The sequence below is a fragment of the Desulfosporosinus sp. BICA1-9 genome (assembly GCF_000802135.1).
On sequence record NZ_JUEE01000044.1, the window covers coordinates 46,428 to 68,545 of the forward strand.

General features: G+C 43.2%; 21 protein-coding genes, 2 pseudogenes and 1 riboswitch. Of the genes and pseudogenes, 19 read left to right on the top strand and 4 right to left on the bottom strand.

Translation table 11 applies throughout. The features are described from left to right. Nucleotides 1-84: 84 nt before the first annotated feature. The 11 genes from JL57_RS05665 to JL57_RS05715 all read left to right on the top strand — a co-directional run bounded on the left by JL57_RS05665 (nucleotide 85) and on the right by JL57_RS05715 (nucleotide 12,259). Entirely contained in the window at nucleotides 85-891 is an 807-nt protein-coding gene (locus JL57_RS05665) for a methyl-accepting chemotaxis protein (RefSeq protein ID WP_034141083.1), read from the top strand. A gap of 83 nt (nucleotides 892-974) precedes the next feature. Beyond that, entirely contained in the window at nucleotides 975-2,597 is a 1,623-nt protein-coding gene (locus tag JL57_RS05670) for a PucR family transcriptional regulator (RefSeq protein WP_034141084.1), read from the top strand. Nucleotides 2,598-2,987: 390 nt separating this feature from the next. Continuing rightward, nucleotides 2,988-3,083, top strand: a riboswitch (glycine riboswitch). Nucleotides 3,084-3,223: 140 nt separating this feature from the next. Next, entirely contained in the window at nucleotides 3,224-4,456 is a 1,233-nt protein-coding gene (gene glyA, locus JL57_RS05675; RefSeq protein ID WP_034141085.1) for a serine hydroxymethyltransferase, read from the top strand. 35 nt (nucleotides 4,457-4,491) lie between these two features. Next, nucleotides 4,492-5,151, top strand: a complete 660-nt coding sequence (gene sdaAB, locus JL57_RS05680) for an L-serine ammonia-lyase, iron-sulfur-dependent subunit beta (protein ID WP_034141086.1) — start codon at nucleotides 4,492-4,494, stop codon at nucleotides 5,149-5,151. A 19-nt stretch (nucleotides 5,152-5,170) separates the two neighbouring features. Beyond that, on the top strand, nucleotides 5,171-6,064 hold the full coding sequence (gene sdaAA / locus JL57_RS05685; RefSeq protein ID WP_034141087.1) for an L-serine ammonia-lyase, iron-sulfur-dependent, subunit alpha: 894 nt from the start codon (nucleotides 5,171-5,173) through the stop codon (nucleotides 6,062-6,064). Nucleotides 6,065-6,096: 32 nt separating this feature from the next. Then, a complete protein-coding gene (gcvT, locus tag JL57_RS05690; protein ID WP_034141088.1) occupies nucleotides 6,097-7,191 on the top strand; it encodes a glycine cleavage system aminomethyltransferase GcvT in 1,095 nt (364 codons plus the stop codon). Between the two features lie 67 nt (nucleotides 7,192-7,258). After that, nucleotides 7,259-7,645, top strand: coding sequence for a glycine cleavage system protein GcvH (gene gcvH / locus JL57_RS05695; RefSeq protein WP_034141089.1), 387 nt, complete (start codon nucleotides 7,259-7,261; stop codon nucleotides 7,643-7,645). A 1-nt stretch (nucleotide 7,646) separates the two neighbouring features. Next, nucleotides 7,647-8,987, top strand: a complete 1,341-nt coding sequence (gene gcvPA, locus JL57_RS05700) for an aminomethyl-transferring glycine dehydrogenase subunit GcvPA (RefSeq protein WP_034141090.1) — start codon at nucleotides 7,647-7,649, stop codon at nucleotides 8,985-8,987. Further along, complete coding sequence (gene gcvPB, locus JL57_RS05705) at nucleotides 8,984-10,441, top strand: aminomethyl-transferring glycine dehydrogenase subunit GcvPB (RefSeq protein ID WP_034141091.1); 1,458 nt, start codon at nucleotides 8,984-8,986, stop codon at nucleotides 10,439-10,441. Before gcvPA ends, gcvPB begins: the two co-directional genes overlap by 4 nt. Before the next feature lie 23 nt (nucleotides 10,442-10,464). After that, on the top strand, nucleotides 10,465-11,850 hold the full coding sequence (gene lpdA / locus JL57_RS05710) for a dihydrolipoyl dehydrogenase (RefSeq protein ID WP_034141116.1): 1,386 nt from the start codon (nucleotides 10,465-10,467) through the stop codon (nucleotides 11,848-11,850). Then, nucleotides 11,816-12,259, top strand: coding sequence for a transposase (locus JL57_RS05715; RefSeq protein WP_034141092.1), 444 nt, complete (start codon nucleotides 11,816-11,818; stop codon nucleotides 12,257-12,259). Before lpdA ends, JL57_RS05715 begins: the two co-directional genes overlap by 35 nt. Before the next feature lie 146 nt (nucleotides 12,260-12,405). Here JL57_RS05715 and JL57_RS05720 read toward each other — a convergent pair whose 3' ends face one another. From JL57_RS05720 to JL57_RS05735, 4 genes are all read right to left on the bottom strand, one after another. Next, nucleotides 12,406-12,669, bottom strand: a complete 264-nt coding sequence (locus JL57_RS05720) for a hypothetical protein (RefSeq protein WP_034141093.1) — start codon at nucleotides 12,667-12,669, stop codon at nucleotides 12,406-12,408. 94 nt (nucleotides 12,670-12,763) lie between these two features. Next, on the bottom strand, nucleotides 12,764-13,987 hold the full coding sequence (locus JL57_RS05725; protein ID WP_034141094.1) for a Ger(x)C family spore germination protein: 1,224 nt from the start codon (nucleotides 13,985-13,987) through the stop codon (nucleotides 12,764-12,766). Then, on the bottom strand, nucleotides 13,980-15,068 hold the full coding sequence (locus JL57_RS05730; RefSeq protein WP_034141095.1) for an endospore germination permease: 1,089 nt from the start codon (nucleotides 15,066-15,068) through the stop codon (nucleotides 13,980-13,982). The genes JL57_RS05725 and JL57_RS05730 overlap by 8 nt, the downstream gene beginning before the upstream one ends. Before the next feature lie 5 nt (nucleotides 15,069-15,073). Next, nucleotides 15,074-16,558: a spore germination protein gene (locus JL57_RS05735; protein WP_291299748.1), complete on the bottom strand. Its 1,485-nt coding sequence runs from the start codon at nucleotides 16,556-16,558 to the stop codon at nucleotides 15,074-15,076. Nucleotides 16,559-17,022: 464 nt separating this feature from the next. Here JL57_RS05735 and JL57_RS05740 point away from each other — a divergent pair, with 464 nt between their 5' ends. The 8 genes and pseudogenes from JL57_RS05740 to JL57_RS33620 form a co-directional block, all read left to right on the top strand. Continuing rightward, nucleotides 17,023-17,694, top strand: a complete 672-nt coding sequence (locus tag JL57_RS05740) for a transposase (protein WP_291299749.1) — start codon at nucleotides 17,023-17,025, stop codon at nucleotides 17,692-17,694. A gap of 297 nt (nucleotides 17,695-17,991) precedes the next feature. Next, nucleotides 17,992-18,753, top strand: coding sequence for an EAL domain-containing protein (locus tag JL57_RS05745; protein ID WP_291299750.1), 762 nt, complete (start codon nucleotides 17,992-17,994; stop codon nucleotides 18,751-18,753). A 106-nt stretch (nucleotides 18,754-18,859) separates the two neighbouring features. Further along, nucleotides 18,860-19,162: a nucleotidyltransferase family protein gene (locus JL57_RS05750; RefSeq protein WP_034141097.1), complete on the top strand. Its 303-nt coding sequence runs from the start codon at nucleotides 18,860-18,862 to the stop codon at nucleotides 19,160-19,162. A 145-nt stretch (nucleotides 19,163-19,307) separates the two neighbouring features. Beyond that, nucleotides 19,308-19,415 (top strand): annotated as a pseudogene (locus tag JL57_RS33605) (DUF3102 domain-containing protein); the annotation flags it as partial. A 478-nt stretch (nucleotides 19,416-19,893) separates the two neighbouring features. Next, nucleotides 19,894-20,157: an enoyl-CoA hydratase-related protein gene (locus JL57_RS05755; protein WP_034141098.1), complete on the top strand. Its 264-nt coding sequence runs from the start codon at nucleotides 19,894-19,896 to the stop codon at nucleotides 20,155-20,157. Between the two features lie 45 nt (nucleotides 20,158-20,202). Then, nucleotides 20,203-20,400 carry a 3-hydroxyacyl-CoA dehydrogenase NAD-binding domain-containing protein gene (locus JL57_RS33610; protein ID WP_291299751.1) on the top strand — a complete coding sequence of 66 codons (198 nt, stop codon included), beginning with the start codon at nucleotides 20,203-20,205 and terminating at the stop codon, nucleotides 20,398-20,400. Further along, nucleotides 20,397-21,656 carry a 3-hydroxyacyl-CoA dehydrogenase NAD-binding domain-containing protein gene (locus JL57_RS33615; protein ID WP_291299752.1) on the top strand — a complete coding sequence of 420 codons (1,260 nt, stop codon included), beginning with the start codon at nucleotides 20,397-20,399 and terminating at the stop codon, nucleotides 21,654-21,656. The genes JL57_RS33610 and JL57_RS33615 overlap by 4 nt, the downstream gene beginning before the upstream one ends. Beyond that, nucleotides 21,647-21,817 (top strand): annotated as a pseudogene (locus JL57_RS33620) (acyl-CoA dehydrogenase family protein); the annotation flags it as partial. The gene JL57_RS33615 and the pseudogene JL57_RS33620, both read left to right, overlap by 10 nt. Nucleotides 21,818-22,118: the final 301 nt, after the last annotated feature.

A 22,118-nucleotide genomic window follows, 5' to 3' on the forward strand; every position in this document is an offset into this window, starting at 1 on the left:
AAATATGGAATAATACAATTGTTTTCTTCGCTAGTGTAGTTCCATATAAGTGTCATACATTATAGAATGATTGGAGGAACGTCGATGAAACTTGAATCGATGTTAGATGTTGCTACCGAAATGCAGCTTCTTTACGATGATGAAGTCGCTGTAAGTGTTCTTGACACCGAAAAAGTTCTCGCATGGTATCCAACCCCAAGCTTAAACCTTCGAGTAAGTGTGGGTGACCTGTTGCCCAAAGGGGGTGTGGCAGAAGAATCCATTTTAAAAGGCAAACGAGTCATAAAGCGTGTTCCAAAAGAAGTATTGGGTACTCCATATATTGGAATTGCACTTCCAATCCGTGAAAATAGCCAAATTGTAGGCTCAATTGTAGTCACCATCTCAACTGCAAAGTACGATGCTTTAACCATTACAGGACAAGAAATTCTTGCAGCAGTCGAGGAACTCTCAGCTTCAGCCGAAAGCATGTCCTCCGGTTCCGAGGAGCTTGCTGCCACAGTTAGAAGCATGAATGAAGAAACTGTTAAAGTCTTTGCGGAAGTTGAGCACACAAATACAGTGACTGATAAAATACGGAAGATTTCTATTCAAAGTAACATTCTTGGCCTAAATGCTTCAATCGAGGCTGCTCGAGCCGGCGAACAGGGAAGAGGTTTTGCGGTTGTTGCTAACGAGGTTCGAAAACTGGCTGAGTCGACTAAGGATTCTACGCAGGAAATCGAACATGACCTACGAGAAGTAAAAGATTCAGTATATAAGCTTGTTGAGGCGGTTGAACAACTTGAAGTTGTAACCGATGCTCAGGCCATTGCCTCGCAAGAATTGACTCAGGCCCTGGGGCAAATTGCACGAATGGCAGAACAACTGGTTAACATGGGGAAAAGTTAGCTTCTTTTCCTTCTCCGCTTCTGAGACACATTTATCACAGTTAATGATTAATTAAATATCCATAGTAGAGAGTAGGTGAGAACATGGGTATATCTCTTAGAGAAATTTTAAAATCACAGTTCTTCAAAGACTTTAAGGTAATTGCAGGTCATGGAGGCTTAGATAAACAGATACAGGGCTTAGCGATACTAGACGCTCCGGATGGATTTAACTGGACAAAGGGTAGAGAACTGGTCATATCTTCGGGTTATATATTTCAACAAAATCCAGGATTGTTTGAGGACTACATAAAGACAGACAAATTTAAGGAAACGTCAGGACTAGGAATAAAGCTAAGATTCCTAAAAAACATCCCAGACCATATAATAGCAGCCTTTGATGATTATGATATACCCCTCATCATTATTCCGCCAGATCCTTCATGGATGGGTATGATGAATCAGCTAAATGTACTTGTAATGAACAAAAACATAAGGCAATTTAACATTGGCAATATAAATCCGAGGAGCTTTTCCGATTTATCCTATCAAGTCAGAAAGATAAAGAAAATACTGTCTCAGATAGAAAAAGAAATGAAGTTTCCGGCCATGCTCTATGATTTATCAAGTGAAAAGGCATATTATAGCTCTCCTGCATTTTTAAGGCTAGCCGGTGACCTAAAAATAGAAGATTTTTGGAGTCCTTCATTCCATTTCACCGAAGAAATACTATGTGACAACCTTAAAATGATTAGATATAAGTTCCATGATGATAAGTACGACAAACCTTATAGTTGGATTACTGTACCTATTGCGGTTGGAGACAAGAGCAAGGCTTACTTTGTAGTGGTTGAAGCTACAGGGCTTATAGACTATTATGATCAATTCGCTTTACGCATTGGATTTTTATTACTTCAATCCTTATATGAGCAAATACTAGTTGCTCAGAGCATTGGGGACGTAGGTTTTGAAAAATTTGTGACAGAAGTTATATCAGGGAGCTTGTCAAATAATGAAATTTTAGCTAAAAGTGCCATTGACTTTGGTATAGATATAAACGTGAACTATCATTTACTTTTAATGAAGCAAATAAACAAAGAGGTTATTCTATCAAGCTACAAGGACGTGATTAAGGATACTGTCAATAAAAGTATTAGTCAGGTGAGAGCTAGAATGGCTATAATCGATGAAAGCAGCTGTGTTTTTCTATTTCCAATCAATGATAGAATTTCAGCTGGAAAAAGCTTGGAGTTAATCAGGAAAGCTTCTAAGGAAATACAGAAAAGTTTAGAAAATATAATAAAGAATATAAGGCTAGTGTTTGGTATCTCGGATATTAGCGATACAATATTTGAAATAAAGAGAAACTATTCTAGATGTGTACAGACTATAAGAATTGGTAGACTTTTATATCCACATGAGGATTACCTCACTTACTCGGGGCTAGGAGTTTTTGCTTGGATAGACATCAAGGAAGATGAGCTAGAAATAATGCTAAAGGACATAAATAATTTAATTAAAAAGGATGACCATAGGGAGTTAGTAGGAACATTGAAAACCTATCTGGATTGCAAAATGAACTATAGTCTTACAGCAAAGCAACTTTTCATACACATTAATACTGTTCGAAAGAGAATAGACGATATAAATAATTTGATTAACTTCAACCTAGAGAACCCTATGAATAGATTGAAGCTGGAAATTTTACTTAAGCTGTTGAGTTTTTAAATAATCAAAAAATTAAGCACAAATAAATTAGTTTTAAGCAGGATCCTCAAGTACAGGCCGACTTCAGTCTAAGTACGGTAACTATTAGAAGAATAGAAAAATATTCACTGATTTCATAAAATAATGAAAGTTTTTACGTTGAATGTCATAAGTAAACACAATAAAATTATGTCATAGAGAAAGACTTAGTTCAGATGGAAGTCTTAACTCCATCATAGCTGATCAGTTAGAGTTTTCTCAAGTAGGGAAATAGAACTAATATAATACGACCGGATGAAGACGATAGGAGAGTTCCCCACGTTGTTTAACTTGAGCTGGGGACGCCGAAGGCATAAGGGACTTCTTTAGACTGAAGAAGTGCTGAAGATCTCAGGCAAATGTACTTTCGGCGGACGGGATTCTGGAGAGTGCCTGCCAAAGGCGGGCCACCAAAGGAGCAACTTGACTTTCAAGTAAACTCTCAGGTAAAAGGACAGAAGTATGGCAGCTAACTATGCTGTTGTATGCTTCTGTCTTTTTATTATAGTCAATTTTCAAGGAGGAATGCCATGACAAAATTAATCGAACCTGATCCTGAATGTAAATCCTATTCCCTTTGACCTGCATAGCACAAGGAGGAAAAGAAATTGACTAAATTAATTAACCACGATCCCGAGGTAGCCAGGGCTATTGAACTTGAACTTAATCGACAAAATGAAAAGATTGAACTCATTGCCTCGGAAAATTTCGTTTCTCCGATGGTAATGGAGGCTCAAGGAAGCGTTTTAACGAACAAATACGCCGAGGGTTATCCGGGTAAACGTTATTATGGTGGGTGTGAATATGTAGACATTGTGGAAAGCATCGCCATTGAGCGGGCAAAAGCATTATTTGATGCCGAACATGTAAATGTTCAACCTCACTCGGGTGCTCAGGCCAATACTGCGGTATATTTTGCTGTTCTTAAACCCGGAGACAAGGTAATGGGACTTAATCTTTCCCATGGTGGACATCTGACCCACGGCAGTCCGGTAAATATTTCCGGTACTTATTTTCAATTTGATTCGTATGGAGTCGAAGTGGAAACCCAAACTTTGGATTATGATAAAATTGCCCAACGGGCCAAAGAATATCAACCGAAAATGATTGTAGCTGGAATGAGCGCTTACCCCAGGGCTTTGGATTTCAAAAGGTTTAAAGAAATTGCCGACGAAGTTGACGCATTGTTGATGGTTGATATGGCTCACATTGCGGGATTAGTGGCTACTGGTTTGCATGTCAATCCAGTTCCATATGCAGATTTTGTTACCAGCACTACTCATAAAACCTTAAGAGGACCCCGAGGTGGAATAATCATGTGCAAGGAGGAATATGCCAAAGCTATTGATAAATCCGTTTTCCCGGGAATCCAGGGAGGGCCGCTGATGCATGTGATAGCAGCTAAAGCAGTAGCATTGGGAGAAGCGTTAAAACCTGAATTTACGGAATACCAAAAACAGGTCATTAATAATGCCGCTTTCTTGGCTAATTCCCTACGGGAACGTGGTTTCCATCTGGTTTCTGGTGGAACAGATACCCATTTAATGCTGGTGGATCTGCGCAATAGACAGCTAACTGGTCAGGAAGGTGAGCATAGATTAGACGAGATTGGAATCACTGTAAACAAGAATACTATTCCCTTCGATCCGCAGAGTCCTTTTGTTACCAGTGGTTTGCGCATCGGTACTCCTGCAGCAACTACTAGAGGGTTTAAGGAACCGGAAATGCACGCTATTGCTGAGATTGTTGACGTAGCTTTATCCGAGGATTTTGTAACTAACAAAGAAATATTAAAACATACGGTTAAAGATATTTGTGCTAAATATCCCTTATACCGTTAATGGATTATCATAGTCTTGGTCTGGAGGGGTATCTGATGAACGTATTTGACATCCTGGGTCCAGTGATGATAGGGCCATCCAGTTCCCATACCGCGGGTGCTGTCAGGATTGGAAAAATTGCCAGAATCGTATTAGGAGAGCAGATCGTAAAAGCGGATGTATACCTGCACGGTTCCTTCGCCGAAACATACTTGGGCCACGGTACGGACCGCGCTATCGTCGGGGGCTTGTTGGGCTTCTCTACCGATGATGAACGAATCAGGGAAGCTGTAGCTATTGCGGCCAAAGTAGGCATCCAGGTAACTTTTCATAAATCGAATTTAGGGGAGGTTCACCCCAATACTGCTAAGATTATTTCCAGCGGTGTTTCGGGAAAACCAATTTCTGTGGTAGCTTCTTCTGTCGGCGGCGGCAATATCAAGGTAATTAACGTATTGGGTTTCTCAGTTAATTTTAGTGGACAATTTCACACCCTGATTATTCCTCATCTTGATCGGCCGGGTACTGTCGGAGCGGTTGTTGGAGTTTTGGCCGGAAAGGGTATTAACATAGCCCAAATGTACGTTACCCGAGAACGACTTGGTTTACAAGCTATGATGGTTATTGAAACGGATGAGGAGTGCGACCGGGAAACGATGGAGACTTTAAATACAATATCAACCCTATTATCTGTGACCTTAGTTAAACCTCTTTAATTGGAAAGCGAGGGCAAAAATGATCTCCTATACGAGTATTCAAGAGTTAATCGAAAAGTCTACCTTAGAAGGTAAACGTTTGTCTGCGATAATTTTGGAGGATCAAGCTGAGGTTTTAGGTCAGTCCCAAACGGAATTGTACCGAAAGATGCAGGAACGGTTAGGGGTAATGAGGGAGTCCTTAGGAAAAGGACTGAGTCAAATTAACAAGTCGTTTAGCGGCATGGTAGGCGGGGATTCCCAACTACTTCAGGAGGCAATGGCAAAAAGTAAACTCTTAGGTGGGCAAGTATTAGATGGGGCAATACTGAAGGCAATAGCTATAGCCGAGGTCAATGCTGCCATGGGTCGTATTGTAGCGGCTCCGACGGCTGGTTCTTGCGGCATATTACCAGGAGTTTTGTTAACGGTCGCCGAAAAACTAAATTCTTCTGAAGAAGACCTCGTTAATGCGCTTTTTACAGCGTCTGGAGTGGGCATAGTTATAGCCAAAAATGCAGGGATTTCCGGTGCTGCCGGGGGGTGCCAAGCGGAATGCGGCAGCGCTTCAGGAATGGCTGCTGCTGCAGTGGTGGAAATGGCCGGGGGCACACCTGAACAATGCGGTCACGCCTGTGCCATCGCTCTGAAGAACATTTTAGGGCTTGTCTGTGATCCGGTTGCTGGTTTGGTAGAAGTCCCTTGTGTGAAAAGAAATGCAGCAGGTGCTGCTAATGCACTCGTAGCTATTGACTTGGCGCTTGCCGGTATTAAAAGTGTAATCCCAGTTGATGAAGTAATACTAGCCATGTACCAAATTGGGCAATCGATGCCCGTTACCCTAAAGGAGACAGCCCTAGGGGGATTAGCAGTTACACCCACCGGTTGTCGATTGGCAAAGGAACTTGAGGATCGACGAAACGACACCGCTTGATAAAGATTACAGAATTTTTAGGAGGTGCAATCTTGACAACACTAAGAACACCCTTGTATGAAGCCCATGTCCAAGCAAATGCTAAGATTATTGACTTTGGCGGCTGGGAAATGCCTGTGCAGTATGCCGGGGTCATCGAAGAACACAATACAGTGAGGTCAAAGGTCGGCCTTTTCGATGTTTCCCATATGGGTGAAATTGATGTTACAGGGAAAGATGCGCTTGCTTTCGTTCAAAACCTCATTACAAATGACGTAACCCAAATTCAGGATGGACAGATTCTTTATTCTCCTATGTGCTATCCGAATGGTGGAATCGTCGATGATCTTTTAGTCTATCGTTATAGAGCAGAGCATTTCTATATTGTAGTTAACGCTTCAAATACGGATAAAGACTATGCTTGGATGCTGGAACAAATACAAGGCTATTCAGTCCAGGTGGAGAATGTATCAGACCAAGTCGCGCAACTGGCGTTACAAGGCCCCTTTGCTGAACAAATTCTGCAAAAGTTAACACCCATCGATCTAAAGGAGATTAAATACTATTGGTTTATGCATGGGGAAGTGAACGGAGTACCCTGCCTTGTTTCTCGTACAGGTTATACTGGTGAAGACGGTTTCGAGATCTATATCGCACCAGATAAAGCATCCGATCTTTGGCGCAAGATTCTTGAAGTCGGCGCTCCCGAAGGCGTTCAACCCATTGGACTCGGGGCTCGTGATACCCTTCGTTTTGAAGCACGGTTACCGCTTTACGGTAACGAGTTAGGACCTGAAATCTCCCCCTTAGAAGTAGGAATTGGTATTTTCGTAAAGCTTAACAAAGAGAATTTCATTGGTAAAGAAGCGCTGGTCCAACAAAAGGAAAAAGGCATTCCCCGTAAGCTTGTAGGCCTTGAAATGATCGAACGTGGGATTGCTCGTTCCCATTATCTGCTACAGAAAGATGGAGATGAAGTGGGTTTCATAACCTCAGGTTCTTTCTCGCCAACCTTAAACAAAAATATTGCCCTTGGCTTGATTCGTGCAGACCTAGCTGAGATAGGGGCAACTCTGGATGTTATCATTCGGAACAAACCCGTAATAGCTCAAATTATCCCTTCGCTATTCTATAAGAGAGCCAAGTAACTCCAATTGAATTAGAATCTAAATATTATGAAATTTAAACAATAAATACAATTAGGGGGAATTATTCATGAATCCAACCGATATCAAATATAGCAAAACCCACGAGTGGGCAAAGGCTGAAGGAAATATTATTACATCCGGAATTACTGATCATGCTCAAACAAGTTTAGGAGATGTTGTCTTTGTCGAACTGCCAGAAATCAGGGCAACAGTAAGCGCTGGTGAAGCGTATGGTACAATTGAGTCTGTTAAAGCGGTCTCTGATGTTGTTGCAGCAGTCAGCGGAAAAGTCATTGAAATCAATGAGGCTGTAATCGATGCTCCGGATACGTTGAATAATGATCCCTATGGTGAGGGCTGGTTAATCAAAATTGAAGCAGAAGATCTTTCCGAATTGGAATCCATGATGAGCGTCTCCGAATATGAAACCTTTGTGGCCGAGGAGGAGCATTAAAATGAACTATGTACCCAATACGGCTAGCCAACAGGAACAGTTATTGGCCCGCATCGGTGTCAATGATATAGAAGAACTGTTTCAAGATGTGCCAGAGAGTGTACGTTTGTACCGCCCTCTTAATATTCAAGGTGGAATGTCCGAACAGGAATTGGTCAAACATGTCAAAGCCTTGGCTGCAAAGAACAGCAGTTTAGAGCAGTACACCTCCTTTTTGGGTGCAGGTGCTTATGAGCACTACATTCCGTCATTTGTCGATCAATTACTCCTTCGTCAGGAATTTTATACGGCCTATACTCCATACCAGCCGGAAATCAGTCAAGGAACTCTTCAGGCGATCTATGAGTATCAAAGCTTGGTTTGTGAATTGACAGGTATGGATGCATCGAATGCTTCAATGTATGACGGGGCGACGGCAATGGCTGAAGCAGCTTTGATGAGTTGCGATGCAACTCGCCGCGACAAAGTTCTTGTTGCGAAGACTGTTCATCCGGAGTATAGAGAGGTCTTACAGACCTATCTCGAACCTCGTGGTGTCAAGATCGAAGATATCGAGTACTCTGATGGCGTCATCGATTATGACGCTTTGGGTAATACTCTTAATAAAGAAATTGCCTGCGTTATCATCCAATATCCAAACTTTTTCGGAAGTGTTGAAGACTATGTACGGATAGCTGATATGGCACATTCTTTGGGCGCGCTCTTAGTCTTCGTCACGAATCCGGTAGCTCTGGGATTGTTGAAATCTCCAGGGGAATTGGGTGCTGACATTGTAGTAGGCGAAGGACAAGTTTTTGGTAATCCCCTAAATTACGGTGGTCCCAATCTCGGGTTTCTGGCTTGTCGTGAGAAATTTACCCGACGTATGCCGGGACGGATCGTTGGAGCAACTACTGATCATAACGGCAAGACCGGGTATGTTTTGACCCTCCAGGCACGTGAACAACATATCAGACGTGAGAAAGCCTCTTCCAATATTTGTTCAAATGAAGCACTTTGTGCTTTAGCCTTTACAATGCATCTCAGTGCTCTTGGCAAACAAGGAATTCATGATTTGGCTCATCTGAATGTGCAGAAAGCACATTACGCTGCTCGGCAAATCGCTGCTATACAGGGTATGAGCCTGGCCTTTACCAGCTCTTTCTTTCATGAATTCGTGATACAAACCACAGAATCACCAGCCAGAATCAACGAGGAGCTGTTAAAGAACAACATTATCGGTGGGCTTGACCTATCACGATTCTATCCCGAACTGGATCATCATCTCCTGTTTTGTGTTACTGAAACAAAGAGCAAAGAAGATATCGACAGGCTTGTCACCGTACTGGAGGGGATCAAATGAAAATGGAACCACTAATTTTCGAGCAAAGTGCAGAAGGCCGTTGTGCCATGAGCCTACCTGTTTGTGATGTACCTGAAGTTGATTTGGATACCATTTTACCGTCACAACTACTGAGAGACAGTAAACCAGAGCTGCCACAGCTGGCAGAAGTTGACCTTGTCAGACATTTTACACGGTTATCATCCTTCAACCACGGTGTGGATACCGGTTTTTATCCGCTGGGATCTTGCACAATGAAGTATAATCCCAAAGTTAATGAAAGCCTTGCTCGTTTAAGTGATTTTACCGATATTCATCCTTATCAGCCAGAGCAATTGACTCAAGGTTCCTTACAATTGATGTATGAGCTGCAACAGGACCTCTGTGAAATCACGGGGATGGATGCCTTCACTCTGCAGCCGGCTGCCGGTGCTCATGGTGAAATGACCGGTATTTTAATGATTAAAGCCTACCACGAGTCCCGTCAGGATACAAAGCGTACCAAAATCATTGTTCCTGATGCTGCACACGGTACGAACCCTGCTACCGCTTCGATGGCTGGATTTAATATTATCCAGGTTCCATCTAATGAACGCGGGGGAGTAGATATCGAGGCTCTGCGTAAGGTAGCCAACGAAGAAGTCGCAGGATTAATGCTGACCAATCCGAATACACTGGGTTTATTTGATGAAAATATCCTTGAGATTGCCGAAATCATCCACTCTGTCGGCGGATTACTTTATTATGATGGAGCGAATACGAACGCCATCATGGGTATTACCCGTCCTGGAGATATGGGTTTTGATGCTGTTCATATCAATTTGCATAAGACGTTTTCAACTCCTCATGGCGGTGGCGGTCCTGGTGCTGGTCCCGTCGGGGTTAAAGAATTTTTAGAGCCTTTCTTACCCAAACCAGTAGTGGAGAAACGCGAAGACAGAACATTTACCTTAAACTATAACCCGCCACAATCAATAGGGCGTGTAAAAACGTTTTATTCGAATTTTTCAGTTCTTGTTAAAGCGTATGCCTATATTCGTGGCCTTGGCGGAGAAGGTTTGAAAAATGCTACCCAAAATGCAGTACTCAATGCAAATTATCTGATGAGCATACTCAAGGAGCATTATTATCTCCCCTATGATCGGACGTGCAAACATGAGTTTGTCATAACCTCTAAAAATCTTACACAATATGGTATCCATACCTTAGATATAGCTAAACGCCTGCTTGATTACGGTTATCATCCGCCGACAATTTATTTTCCGTTAGTCGTTGAAGAAGCGATGATGATCGAGCCAACCGAAAGTGAAAGTCTGGAGACCCTCGATCAATTTGTTGAAGTCATGATCAAAATAGCGGAGGAAGCGAAAAGGGATTCAGAGCTGGTTAAAACCGCCCCTCACAATACTCTGATAACACGTTTGGATGAAACAGCAGCTGCCCGGAAGCCGAACCTTCGTTGGAAGAAAGAATAGGTTTTATTTGGGAGGGAAAAATCGTGGAGCATTATCAGGTGGGTATTCTTGGAGGAGGACCAGGAGGTTATGTATGCGCTCTAAGAGCAGCGCAGCTGGGATTAAGCGTTGTTCTTGTTGAAGGCGACCGCTTGGGCGGAACCTGTCTGAACAGAGGGTGTATTCCAACTAAAGCCTTAGTAAAATCTGCTGATCTTTGGAGAGAACTACAGCATGCAGAGGAATTTGGAATCCAGGCAGGAGAAAATTCTTTTGATTTTGCAAAGATGATCGAACGCAAAGATCGCGTAGTCAATACTCTGGTTTCTGGAGTCGAGCAACTTTTTAAAGCCGCCAAGATTCAAGTGATCAAAGGATGGGGCGAAATTACCGAAGCTGGCAGGATTAACGTCGAAACAGAATCCGGCAAGGTCAGTCTTGAAGTTGAAAATCTGGTTATTGCGACCGGATCCACACCATTCCGTATCCCGATCCCTGGCGTGAACCTTGACGGGGTTATGACCAGTGATAATATTTTAGATGAGAAAACATTGCCGGAAAAACTGGTGATCATCGGCGGCGGTGTTATCGGCTTAGAGTTTGCTTCCATTTTCCAAGCACTGGGTGTAAAAATTACCGTTGTTGAAATGCTGCCTTCTTTGTTGGCTAATATTGATGAAGAAATCCCGAAGCGATTGAACCCAGTGCTTAAGAAAACCGGCATTGATATTCTGACTAAAACCATGGTTAAAGAGATCAAATCGGTTGAGAACGGTTTGGTGACTGTTGTGGAAAACGCTAAAGGAATACAGGAAATTCAGTCTGATCGGGTTTTGATGGCAACTGGGCGAAGATTTAATCTGCGCGGAGTAAACACCGAACAATTGGGATTGGAACTTGAGAGGGGTGCCATTGCTGTTGATTCTCAGATGAGAACATCCGTACCCAATATCTATGCGATCGGGGATGTCACAGGAAAAATGATGCTGGCTCATGTTGCTTCGGCGCAGGGTATGGTCGTTGCTGAGCATATAGCCGGTCATCAGGTGGAAATGAGTTATCGCGCAGTACCCAGCGCAATTTTCACCCATCCTGAAATAGCGGCTGTCGGCGCAACCGAGCAAGAGCTTAAAGCTGCAGACGTCAAATACAAAGTCAGCAAATTCCCCTTCAGTGCGAATGGTAAAGCCATAGCGTTGGGCGAAACAATAGGAATCGTAAAAATTCTTACTAATGAAGAGGGGATCGTTCTCGGTTCCAGCATCATGGGTCCTCAAGCGAGCAGTTTGATTCAAGAACTGGTATTGGCTGTGGAAAAAGGCCTGAACGCTGAAGAATTAGCTAAAACAATCCATGCACATCCCACGTTGCCTGAAGCAGTGATGGAAGCAGCTCATGGAATTCTGGAAAAACCCTTACATTTTGCCTAACACGACGATTCCTCAAACTCAAATCATTCAAAGATACAGAGAAAAGAACAAAATAGAAGAGGCGTCTCGAGAAATGAAATACCTGTTGGCACTAAGGCCAATCCATTTAACTCGTCCCGAGCGAATCAAAGCTCATGTCACGGTTTGCATTCTGGCCTACCTACTGGTATATACGATGGAGATGATGCTTAAGAGGGCTAAACATTCAATATCTCCTATAGAAGTTTTGAAACAAGTAGAAAGCTGCCAGTTAAATCAAGTAGGTATCAAAGGCTCACCTGGTTATTCGCTTACCGTTACAGAAATGACAGAGCAACAATTAGAATGGATGAAACTCTTCAACTGTGAGAACTTTTTAAAACCAAAGGCATTAAAACAGATAACAAAATCCTTGCAAAATACGCTGTAGTGACAAAAATATTATCGATATATGCCTCAAAGCCTTGCTGCGTCTAGTACTGGAAAATTCTTACGCCAAACTTGGGTAATATAGGAAATTGGAAAACCCCGTAGACTTTTGAACTCCTCGGGGTTTTTTATCTATCCCTTAATGATTTACTTTCCTGTTTCTAATTGCTCTTTAAGGTTATTCTCATCAAGTTTATCCTCGTTTTTATGAAGATTAAATGCATAGGAGAAAGTAACTAACAATCCAAACCATAATGGTGCGATATATAGGGCAACACGCGTATCGTCATTAAAATACATGATAACGAGAACAAAGACTAAGAATGCAAGACATGCCCAATTGGCATAAGGATAGCCCATCATACGATACTTCAGAAGCCAGAGGCTGTGAGCCATAAGTGCAGTGTGCAAAGTCGAACCTCGTGTTTAGTGCCTCGAACCTCGAATAGCCCCTAGATAAGGGCAGAGCGGGTGTTTGAGGTTAGTTTTTACTCCCCGGTATCAGTCAACTCCTCTTTTCCTCCGGAGGGTGGGACCTCATAATATTGGGCGCTTTTATATCAACTTTGACCTCAACCTCAATAGCAGCCTTTTCATAATAATCCAACCGATTAGACTGGATTTGCTCCCAATCGTTAGGATAACGATACCAAAGGTAATTACCAATACCTAAGATGTCAGAATTAAAGTCTGTTTGGGATTTAGCCAGGAGTTCTTCCATATCAGACTTTACTTTACGTTCTAGCGCTTCACCCAGTTTAAGATAGAATTCTGGATCCTCGCTCGGCACTTCAGCCTTCTGCTCGGGTCTGTTCAATAACTGGTCTCCCAGGCTACCCTTAATTTTAATAGTGACATGTGCTTTAATTTGGTCTTCAACTATTTCGGCCTTAAGTTTAGCACTGTTGCTAATAACCTCTATTCCAGCCTTGTTCTGGGGGTTATCCGGATGAGGTACCACGATCAGCCCTGTCTTCATCTCTCCTTTCATTAAGAGATAGGACTGAGATTCATCAGGAGATAGCCAGCCTACTAATTTGTCGCCCCGGAAAACTGCGCTACCATCCAAAGCAAGTTCACTCTTTTCCGGAACTTTAGCCCCTGGGGCAAGTAATTTTTTCTCATTCGTATCCCAAATCCCCAAGACACTGACCATTGGGTCAACACCAGGTTCCCCTAAATCACGATGGAAATCCTTATTTTTAATAACCCTGCTCTTACCCAGGAAACCTTGTTCAGCCTTGACCAAGGAATTAATTAGGGTTAAAGGATTCTTCTCGAATTGGGGATCGATTTTAAAAATAGAGTTTGTTGAACCTTTAGTGATAAATACCCAGGCGTTTTTGCGATTTTTGACATTATTGAAAAGGTTGTCCATATATTGTTCTACACCAGTGCGGGCCAAATCTTCACTAATGATTACGGCTTGCAGGTAGTTCCCAAACAAGCGCTTCGGCAAATGAGAATTAATGTCACGCAGAGCATCTAACATTGTGTCTCCGATGGCTGAGGAAACCATAAGGAGCTTCTCAGGTGGAGCACTTCCCGTTGGGACCGGACTAAGCGGGGGAGAGACGGCTAAGGTGATCTGGATCTTTCCTTCCGCTGTCCTGTCCAAGGCTATCCAGTTCACCCAGGCATATTGCTCGGGTTCAATACGATTCCAGCAGCCCGTTAAATTTAGAAGAAATAACATTAGTAAACTAAAGGTTAAACTACGTTTAAGCATGACTGTTTTTTACCTTTGCTATTATAAGCAGAAATCCAGGCAGGATGAGAAATGCCGTTGGAATAAGAATTTTAAAAGTCACCAACTCGAGCCAGACCTGGGTCGTTTCGGCGAAGTTTTTAGGGGCGAGCGCGAGGAGAGGGAGTGCGATAAGGGCGGGAAGGAGGACAGTCCGGTAGGTTTTGCGTCCTATGGCTTGGGCAGTGCAGATGGCATAGCAGTAAGTAAACACACCCAACTTAATAATATTGATAAGGAGCCAACCCGAAATGACAATTACTTCAAAATTCTCGAAAACATCCATAATTTCTAATTCCGCAGTAATTCTAAGCAGGGGAAAAAGATAGACTGAAGCCCGGTAGATACCCAGTACAAACAGAATGGTCTGGGTAACTACGGTCATAATCACCCCAGCTAAGAGTAGCCCCTTGAGCGAAGCAGATTGAAGTTCTTCCGGTTTGTTGATTGAGGGAGCTAAAATGAGGATGAAAAAGACTTCAGCGAGACAGGCAGTACCGGGAAAAGCCCCCTTTAAAATCCCGCTAAAATCAAGCTGATAGACAGGAAGTGCCCGATAGATTTTCCCTACCGGTATTGACAGCAAGAGAGGGATTACTAATATTAAGATGGCAACGGGAAAGACTAGGTCATTGGCCCGGGCGATGGGTTCAATCCCCAACCAGGCACTATACACCGCCAGTAAGGTGAGACCTAAAACCAAAGGCCATAAGGGGGTCTCTGGCAAAATCGTGATCTGAGTAAGCTGTGTAATAACGCCTAGGCTTAATGCTGCCATATACAGGCAAGTCAAACCGTAAAAAAGGCCCACAAGTTTACCCAACCAGGGCCCTAATATAATTTGAGCGTACTGGAAAATGGCTTGCCCCGGAAATCGTTTGGCCAAAGTAAGATTTAACATAATCCCTGCCGTAACCACTGCGGTAGCCGAGAGTAGGACAAGCCAAGCATTTTGTTTAGCGTTATAGATGATTATACCCGGTATTAAAATAGAAGATGTGGAAACTAATACAGAAACAATTAACCAGGTAAACTGACGTGAGGAAATTTTCTCAATAATCAATTTGTTCAGGGCTCCTTCTCAGGCCCGGGCTTTTGGTTGCGGCCTGCCTTAGTTTCGTCTTCCGGCCTGTAATAAGTTGGGCGATGGGTCTGTAGCCACAAGGGGAGACGAATAAACATATCCCCCAAGTCTTTGAGAAAAAGAGGAGCTATAGGAGCAAAATAAGGAACTCCAAAAGAACGCAAGCTTACCAGATGCATGAGGAAAAACATTGCTCCGAGAATCATCCCGAAAAAGCCTAAGGCAGCACTTAATAAAATAATGGGAAAACGCAGCAGACGGATAGAGAGAGCGGCACTATAATTCGGAACTATGAAAGATGACAGGGTTGTAAAAGCAACAATAACAACGATGATGGGTTCAACTAAGCCTGCAGTAACTCCCGCTTCCCCAATGACCAGGGCACCCACGATACTCATGGTTTGACCAAAAACACCTGGCATGCGCAGACCGGCTTCACGTAAAATTTCTACCACTAATTCCATAATTATCATTTCGATAGCCGTAGGAAACGGAGTCCTGGTACGGGAGCCGGAAATAATCACTGCTAAGGATTGAGGTAGCATTTCTAGGTGGAACGTAGTCAAAGCCACATAGGCCCCCGGAAGCAAAAGGGTCATTAGGTGAGATGACAACCGGAGCAAGCGGACAAACGTTGAAAAATAGGGGCTTTCAATGTAGTCATCGGGAGACTTCAAGAAATCCCAGAATACTACCGGTATAATCGTAACCATCGAAGACCCATCGAGTAGTATACCTACCCGCCCATCCAAGAGGGCTGAGGTGAGACTGTCTGGACGCTCGGTATGTTGATAGGTAGGAAAGGGTGACCAAGGGGAATCGCTAATGAATTCGTTGATGACACCTAAGGATAATAGCCTGTCTATCTCAATTCGCTTGAGCCGGCGTCTAACCTCTTCGACGATCTGCCGGTTAGCTATTCCCTCAACATAAACGATACCTAATTCAACGGAAGTCTTGGTTCCTAGAGTATTCATTTCAATCCTGAGCTTTGGATTCTTAATCCTTTGTCTTAACAGTCCGATATTAGACCAAATAGATTCAACAAAACAATCCCGTGGGCCCGACACAAGCTTTTCATTTTGAGGTTCGGTTATAGACCTTTGTTCATATTTTTTCAAAGGGATTTTCAGCCCAGATTTAAACCCGGAGACTAAGAGGACGACTTCCCCTGAGGCTACAGCTTGGGATAACTCTTGGAGGGAGGTTATTTCCTGGGTACCGGCATACGGTAATACCTCAGCTAGGTTTTGCATATCCTTGGGCGGGACTGCAAGCTGAAGCAAGGGGGACAGCACCGATTTATTCAGTTGTTCAAGGTCAACAAAAGACTTGAGATAGACCAGAGCGCAGCCGGTATCTCCCGTAAAGGCCTGAAATCTATGGACTTGCAAGTCGGAGCTGTTGCCCATAGCTGATTGGACTTCCGTTATGGCTTGATCAACATCTAACGGCAGTGAACTATTCACATCGACTTTTGAATTGGGGTTTTGATTTTTGTCTGCCGGATGACGTGGTGAAAGTAATTTGCGGAACAGGAAACCACCCCCCTTGCTTAGTAAGTAGATTCTCGGAAACTCTCAGCCCAGTCCCACCAACTGGTCCTAGGCTGGATATATTTGGTTCACCCCCGCTTACCTCTCCTAACTTCACATAGCTAAAACAAGCAATTTTTAGATCCCACTAAAAAACTAGCGATAAAGTGTGTAATTTCCAAAATTAGGACTTGACAAACGTTTATTTGCCTCAAAATTAATTAGAGATTTTTTCTCTAGTTGATTGATCGGAGGCGATTTTTTGTTAGGCAATTGGCGTAAACATGGTGAGTATCAAACCTGGCTGAAATCTAAACTTATCTCTTTAATGCCAACAATGGTTTTATGGACACACCCTGTACTCTATAACTTCAGCAGATAGTCCAAATGACCTTCCGATGTTTCTGCGTTTAGTACAGGGTTCCCGGCATGATAGTGTAACCTTTGTCTTCTCCTGGGTTGAACTGCTTAATCTCTATCCCGAATTTAAGTTCAGTAAAGCTCTTTTAGATTCGGCCCACGATGTCTATGATATTTATCGCCTGCTATGGGCAAATCAAACGGAAGCTTTCATCAACCTTAATGGCCGTTACAAAGGCCATTCAACCTATTCCGGACCGCTTACTGTCAATGACAATGGGGTTCCCATCTGTATTGTCAACTTACCTATGCTCAATTGGGGATTTAACAATAACAGGTGCCGGATTAAGTGGCGTTGTCCTCATTACAAGGACAAGAGTCAATGTCCTAAACAACAGGTTTGTTCTCCAAGGAAATATGGCCGTGTAATCTACACCAAACCCAACTGGGATTTGCGTCTTTTTACTTCAACTCCCCGTGGCTCCAAGCCTTGGAAGAATATTTATGCCCGAAGAACCACTGTTGAGCGTACATTCAAGAGAATCCTTGTTGACCATAAAATTGAGAATGCCCGATGTCGAAGTAAAAAGCGCTGGTTTTGGCAAGCAACTTTGGCAGCTGTCAATCAGCACTTGGATGCGCAAGTTGTAATACTAAAGCCCTCTATTCTTTCTGACATAGGCCTCCTAACCATTTCGAAAGCAACATAACGCCAGACCTAAAAGAATACCCCATATACCCGCCGGGTTTTAAAAATGACTTGGAACACCGGTTTCTTTCCTATTGCCTTTTTGGGAAAGGGGAGCTTCTTCTTTTGCTTATCTTAGCTATGTGAAGTTGTCAAAGAACATTAAATGGATAGTGTTTCCATAATACCCAGAGTCAGTTATTGCTTTTCCGAGATACTACTTAGAAGCTAGTATATTATGTGTAGGAAGCTTCTCCGGTATGCTTTCATAAAGGGGCAATGTGTTTTCTAACGAGCCAATGCCACGAACCGAGGCAGCATGATGACAGAAACAAAAATGGATTATCAGGTGCTGGCTGGGGTTTACGATTATTTGCACAACAAGAAACTAACAAAGATCATGCTTCAGAACCTGCAGGAAATCGGGGTACCAGCTCCTTCAGAAGAAGATTTGGAGTTTGCCATCAAGATCACGGAGACATTAAGCGTAGAAGAACGCGTTAAAGTATTGTATCTAACAACATCAATAGGCTTAGTTCCGGTAACCATAGCCCCAGTTGATTGGACTACACCGCCCCTTCTGGGCGGATGGCTGGCGACCTCTTCATGGAGGGGTTTGGCTCTGCAGATTTTTAACATAATAATTGGTACAAGTTTGTATTACCCCTTTGTTAAGCTCTATGAGCTTCAAAAACGAAGGGCAATTATTAATACATATGAGCAATTAGTTCAAACTGTTCTCAGTGAAGATTATTGTACAAATAAGAGAATTTTAACCAGAAATGATCAGATAGGGAATATGGCAAATGCTCTAAGTTACGATATTCAAGCAGCTCTCGAAAAGGGAGAGTTTTTCCTTGAGTATCAGCCCCAGGTTGATGTAAAGGGTGTAGTTCTGGGTGTGGAGGCGTTACTTCGGTGGAATCATTTTTTGTATGGAAGGGTGAATCCACAGGTAGTTGTTGCTATAGCCGAAGAGGCTGGAATGATTAATAAATTAGGTCATAAAGGTCTAGGTGTAAGTATAGCCATGGATGATTTCGGAGCGGGCCATGCATCCCTTTATTATATGAAGCATTAAAATATACCGTAATATTCCATATAGTGCTGATTTTTTTGAGTAGGTTTATGATATAATATTGTAAATAGTGCTATTGACGTAATATGATTCAAAGGAGGTAAGAGCAATGTCCGCTAAAAAGGTTACGATAGAAGAAATCAAAGCTATTGTCGAACCGATCGCACGGAAATATGGTGTTGAACGGGTGTATCTATTTGGCTCTTATGCTCGTGGAGATGTTACAGAAAATAGTGATGTGGATTTACGAGTGGATAAGGGGTCTCTTAAAGGGATGTTTGCTTTATGTGGGCTGTATACGGAAATTGAGGAAGCTTTACAGATAAAAGTCGATGTTCTGACAACGGGAAGTCTGGAAGATGATTTTCTGCGTAAAATCCAGAAGGAGGAAGTGCTTTTGTATGCAGAATAACCGAAACGCTGATGTTCTTACGTAAGGTGACATTATGGGAAGGTCAAAATAATAGATGGGATATTCGTGCGCACAGACATCTACAGCCATTATCTGAGATGTATGTGCGCTTTTGTTATTTGTGGGACGGATCATCCCTGGCACGGCGCTCATCCTTCTCGCGGTCCCGGAAGAAGAAGGGGAGCAGTTCAGCGCGGAGATAGATATCGAAAACATGTCCGTTCGGGAACTGCAGAAGGCAGTGAAGGATCAACGTTGGGGAGATTGTCCTAACTGAATTCCAGGCGCTGGTTTAATTTTATACAGAAGGAAATTGAACTGTAAGGTAAATAAAAAGTAAAACCCCGGATCAATCCGGGGTTTTAGAGGAATGTTATGCTAATTAGGTGGTTTCTTGTAATATGGATTATCAAGATAAGTGTTGCAACGTGAGCAGTAGATCTTCTCTTCATAGCGATGATCACTTGCACTAAATAAAGTATTTTTACACTTTGGGCAGAAAAATTCAAACATCCTCGCTAACTCTTTCCTGTTTTTATAATCTTTCTGCTTCGCTTCGCTATATGTATTATACTAGAAATCCAAATAAATTTAACTATTTATAACAGATGATATCCCTTATTTCCTTGTATTTATGAGGAATTATATTCAATTGCTCACTTGGAAAAAGCTATCCCCTCGAAATTTACCTTAAGCTGGCCTATTCTGCTGGGCTGTAAGAAGCTCTGAACATGGGCTTGGTTATCAAGGTTGGGGCGGCGGATTTACTGATCAGTGAAGCCAAAAAGCTGGCGGGCAGTCTCGTTGAGAAGAGTGGGTTTGCCTTGAACATGGCCAAGGCCAAGGCGGCCCTGAACCAGAGTGTCAGTTTGGATCTTAATAGCGGGTTGGATTATGAAATCGAGTGTTTCGCGGCTTGCTTCTCAACGTATGATCAAAAAGAGGGCATGGCTGCCTTTGCGGAAAAAAGGAAACCAAAATTTATCGGAAGATAAACTCCCTGTCTGGATTAATAACGATGATAAAGGGGGCTTAGCAAAATGGAAATTAAAAATGTAGCAGTCATCGGTGCCGGCGCCATGGGCCTGGGGATTGCCCAGGTGTCAGCTCAGGCGGGTTATCAGGTCAGTTTAAATGATATTTCGGAGAATGGACTGGAAAAGGCGCTGAAAGCCATTGCCAAGTCCCTGGCTAAGAGTGTGGAAAAGGGTAAGCTTCTGCTGAGTCCCGAGCTGTGATTCTGGGCAGGATCAAAACCACCACTGACTTGGCCGAAGCTGTCCAAGATGCTGACCTGGTGGTTGAGGCAGTTTTTGGAAACCTGGCTCTAAAACAGGATATTTTCAAGAGGGTAGATCAAATAGCTCCCCAACACGCCATTTTTGGCTCCAACACATCCACCCTCCCCATCGCGGCCATAGCCGGTGGCACTGGAAGGCTGGACAAATTCGTGGGCATTCATTTTATGAATCCGGTTCCCTTGATGAAGGGAGTGGAATTGATTCGCGGCCGTCATACGTCCGACGAAACCCTGCAGATCAGCTTGGATTATGTCAAGTCCTTAGGCAAAGAAACGGCCATTTATGCTCCCGTTGCCGTTGATTCCGGCAACGTGGCCCTTGAATACGGAGTAGCACGGGAAGAGCAGGATGAATTAGCCTATGCCAGCCACCGGAACTATGGCGCGGCCTGGGAGAGAGGTTTCTTTCACAAGGAAATGACCCCCCTGGAAATCGTCAAAAGAGACAAAAAGGGCAAGGTTATTTCTAATCTAATGCTGGACAAAGACGAACAATATCGCTCAGATATCACTCCGGAAGCCCTGACCAAGTTAAAGCCGATTTTCGGCAATCCCACCTGCACGGCGGGTAACGCCCCGGGTATGAATGACGGTGCCGCTGCCCAAATTTTCACCACCAGAGGACATGCCGAAGAACTGGGACTGGAAATGATCTATACCTTAGTATCCATTGCCGCCATTGCCTTACAGCCAAGAATCATGCCCGTCTCCCCCGTCTTCGCCATTAAGAAGTGTTTAGATGAAGCAAAGCTGACCATGGCTGACCTGAAATACCTGGAGATTAATGAAGCCTTTGCCTGTGTGCCGCTGGTTTCCTGCAAACTTCTCTCCAACGACCGATTCTTAAGCAGTGACTATCAGGATATGGTCAAAGAGGCATCGGAAAAGCCGATTTTGGATAATGACGCAGCTATGGTTCGGAAATTTACTAAAAACGAGATTATTCCCGTGGCAGCGGAATACGACCAGAAAAATGAAATGCCCTGGCCCATCATCCAAAAAGGGTTTGAGATTGGCTTGTGGAATTTTAATCTACCCTTAAAATACAATGGCTTAGAACTAGACCATGTTACTGAAGCCATATTAATAGGAGAATTGGCTTACGGATGTTTAGGCATCAGCGGAGCATGGGAAGGCAATACCCTGGCCCTTACGCCAATCCTGATCGCAGGTACAGAAGAACAGCAAGACTAGCTATGGAAGTAACGGTGGATGCCGTTCAAATTCATGGCGGTTATGGGTACATGAGGGATTATCCCGTTGAAAAGCTGATGAGGGATGCTAAGATACTTCAAATCTATGAAGGAACTCAGCAAGTACAAAGGAGGGTCATTGCAGGTAGACTCTTGAGTTAAATATGAACTTCATCAAACAAGGCTCTCACCTAGGAAGAATGGGAAAAATCCAGTGAAGACCCCAAAATCCGGGAAGTTAACTTGGCAAGGCAAAAAGCAATCCTTGAAATTGTAACAAATTGGCCCTCCTGATGCCGAAATGCGGCTACTAGAGGGTCTCATCATCTTAAAGAGGATAGTTTTTGAAATATTTGGTGATTGGTGGAAGGAAAAGCGGGAAGTTCGACGAAAAAGAAAAGTATGCGTCAAACGTTGTCCATTTCAACCTTTTTGGCTGATCACTCTGAGTTTAATAAAGACT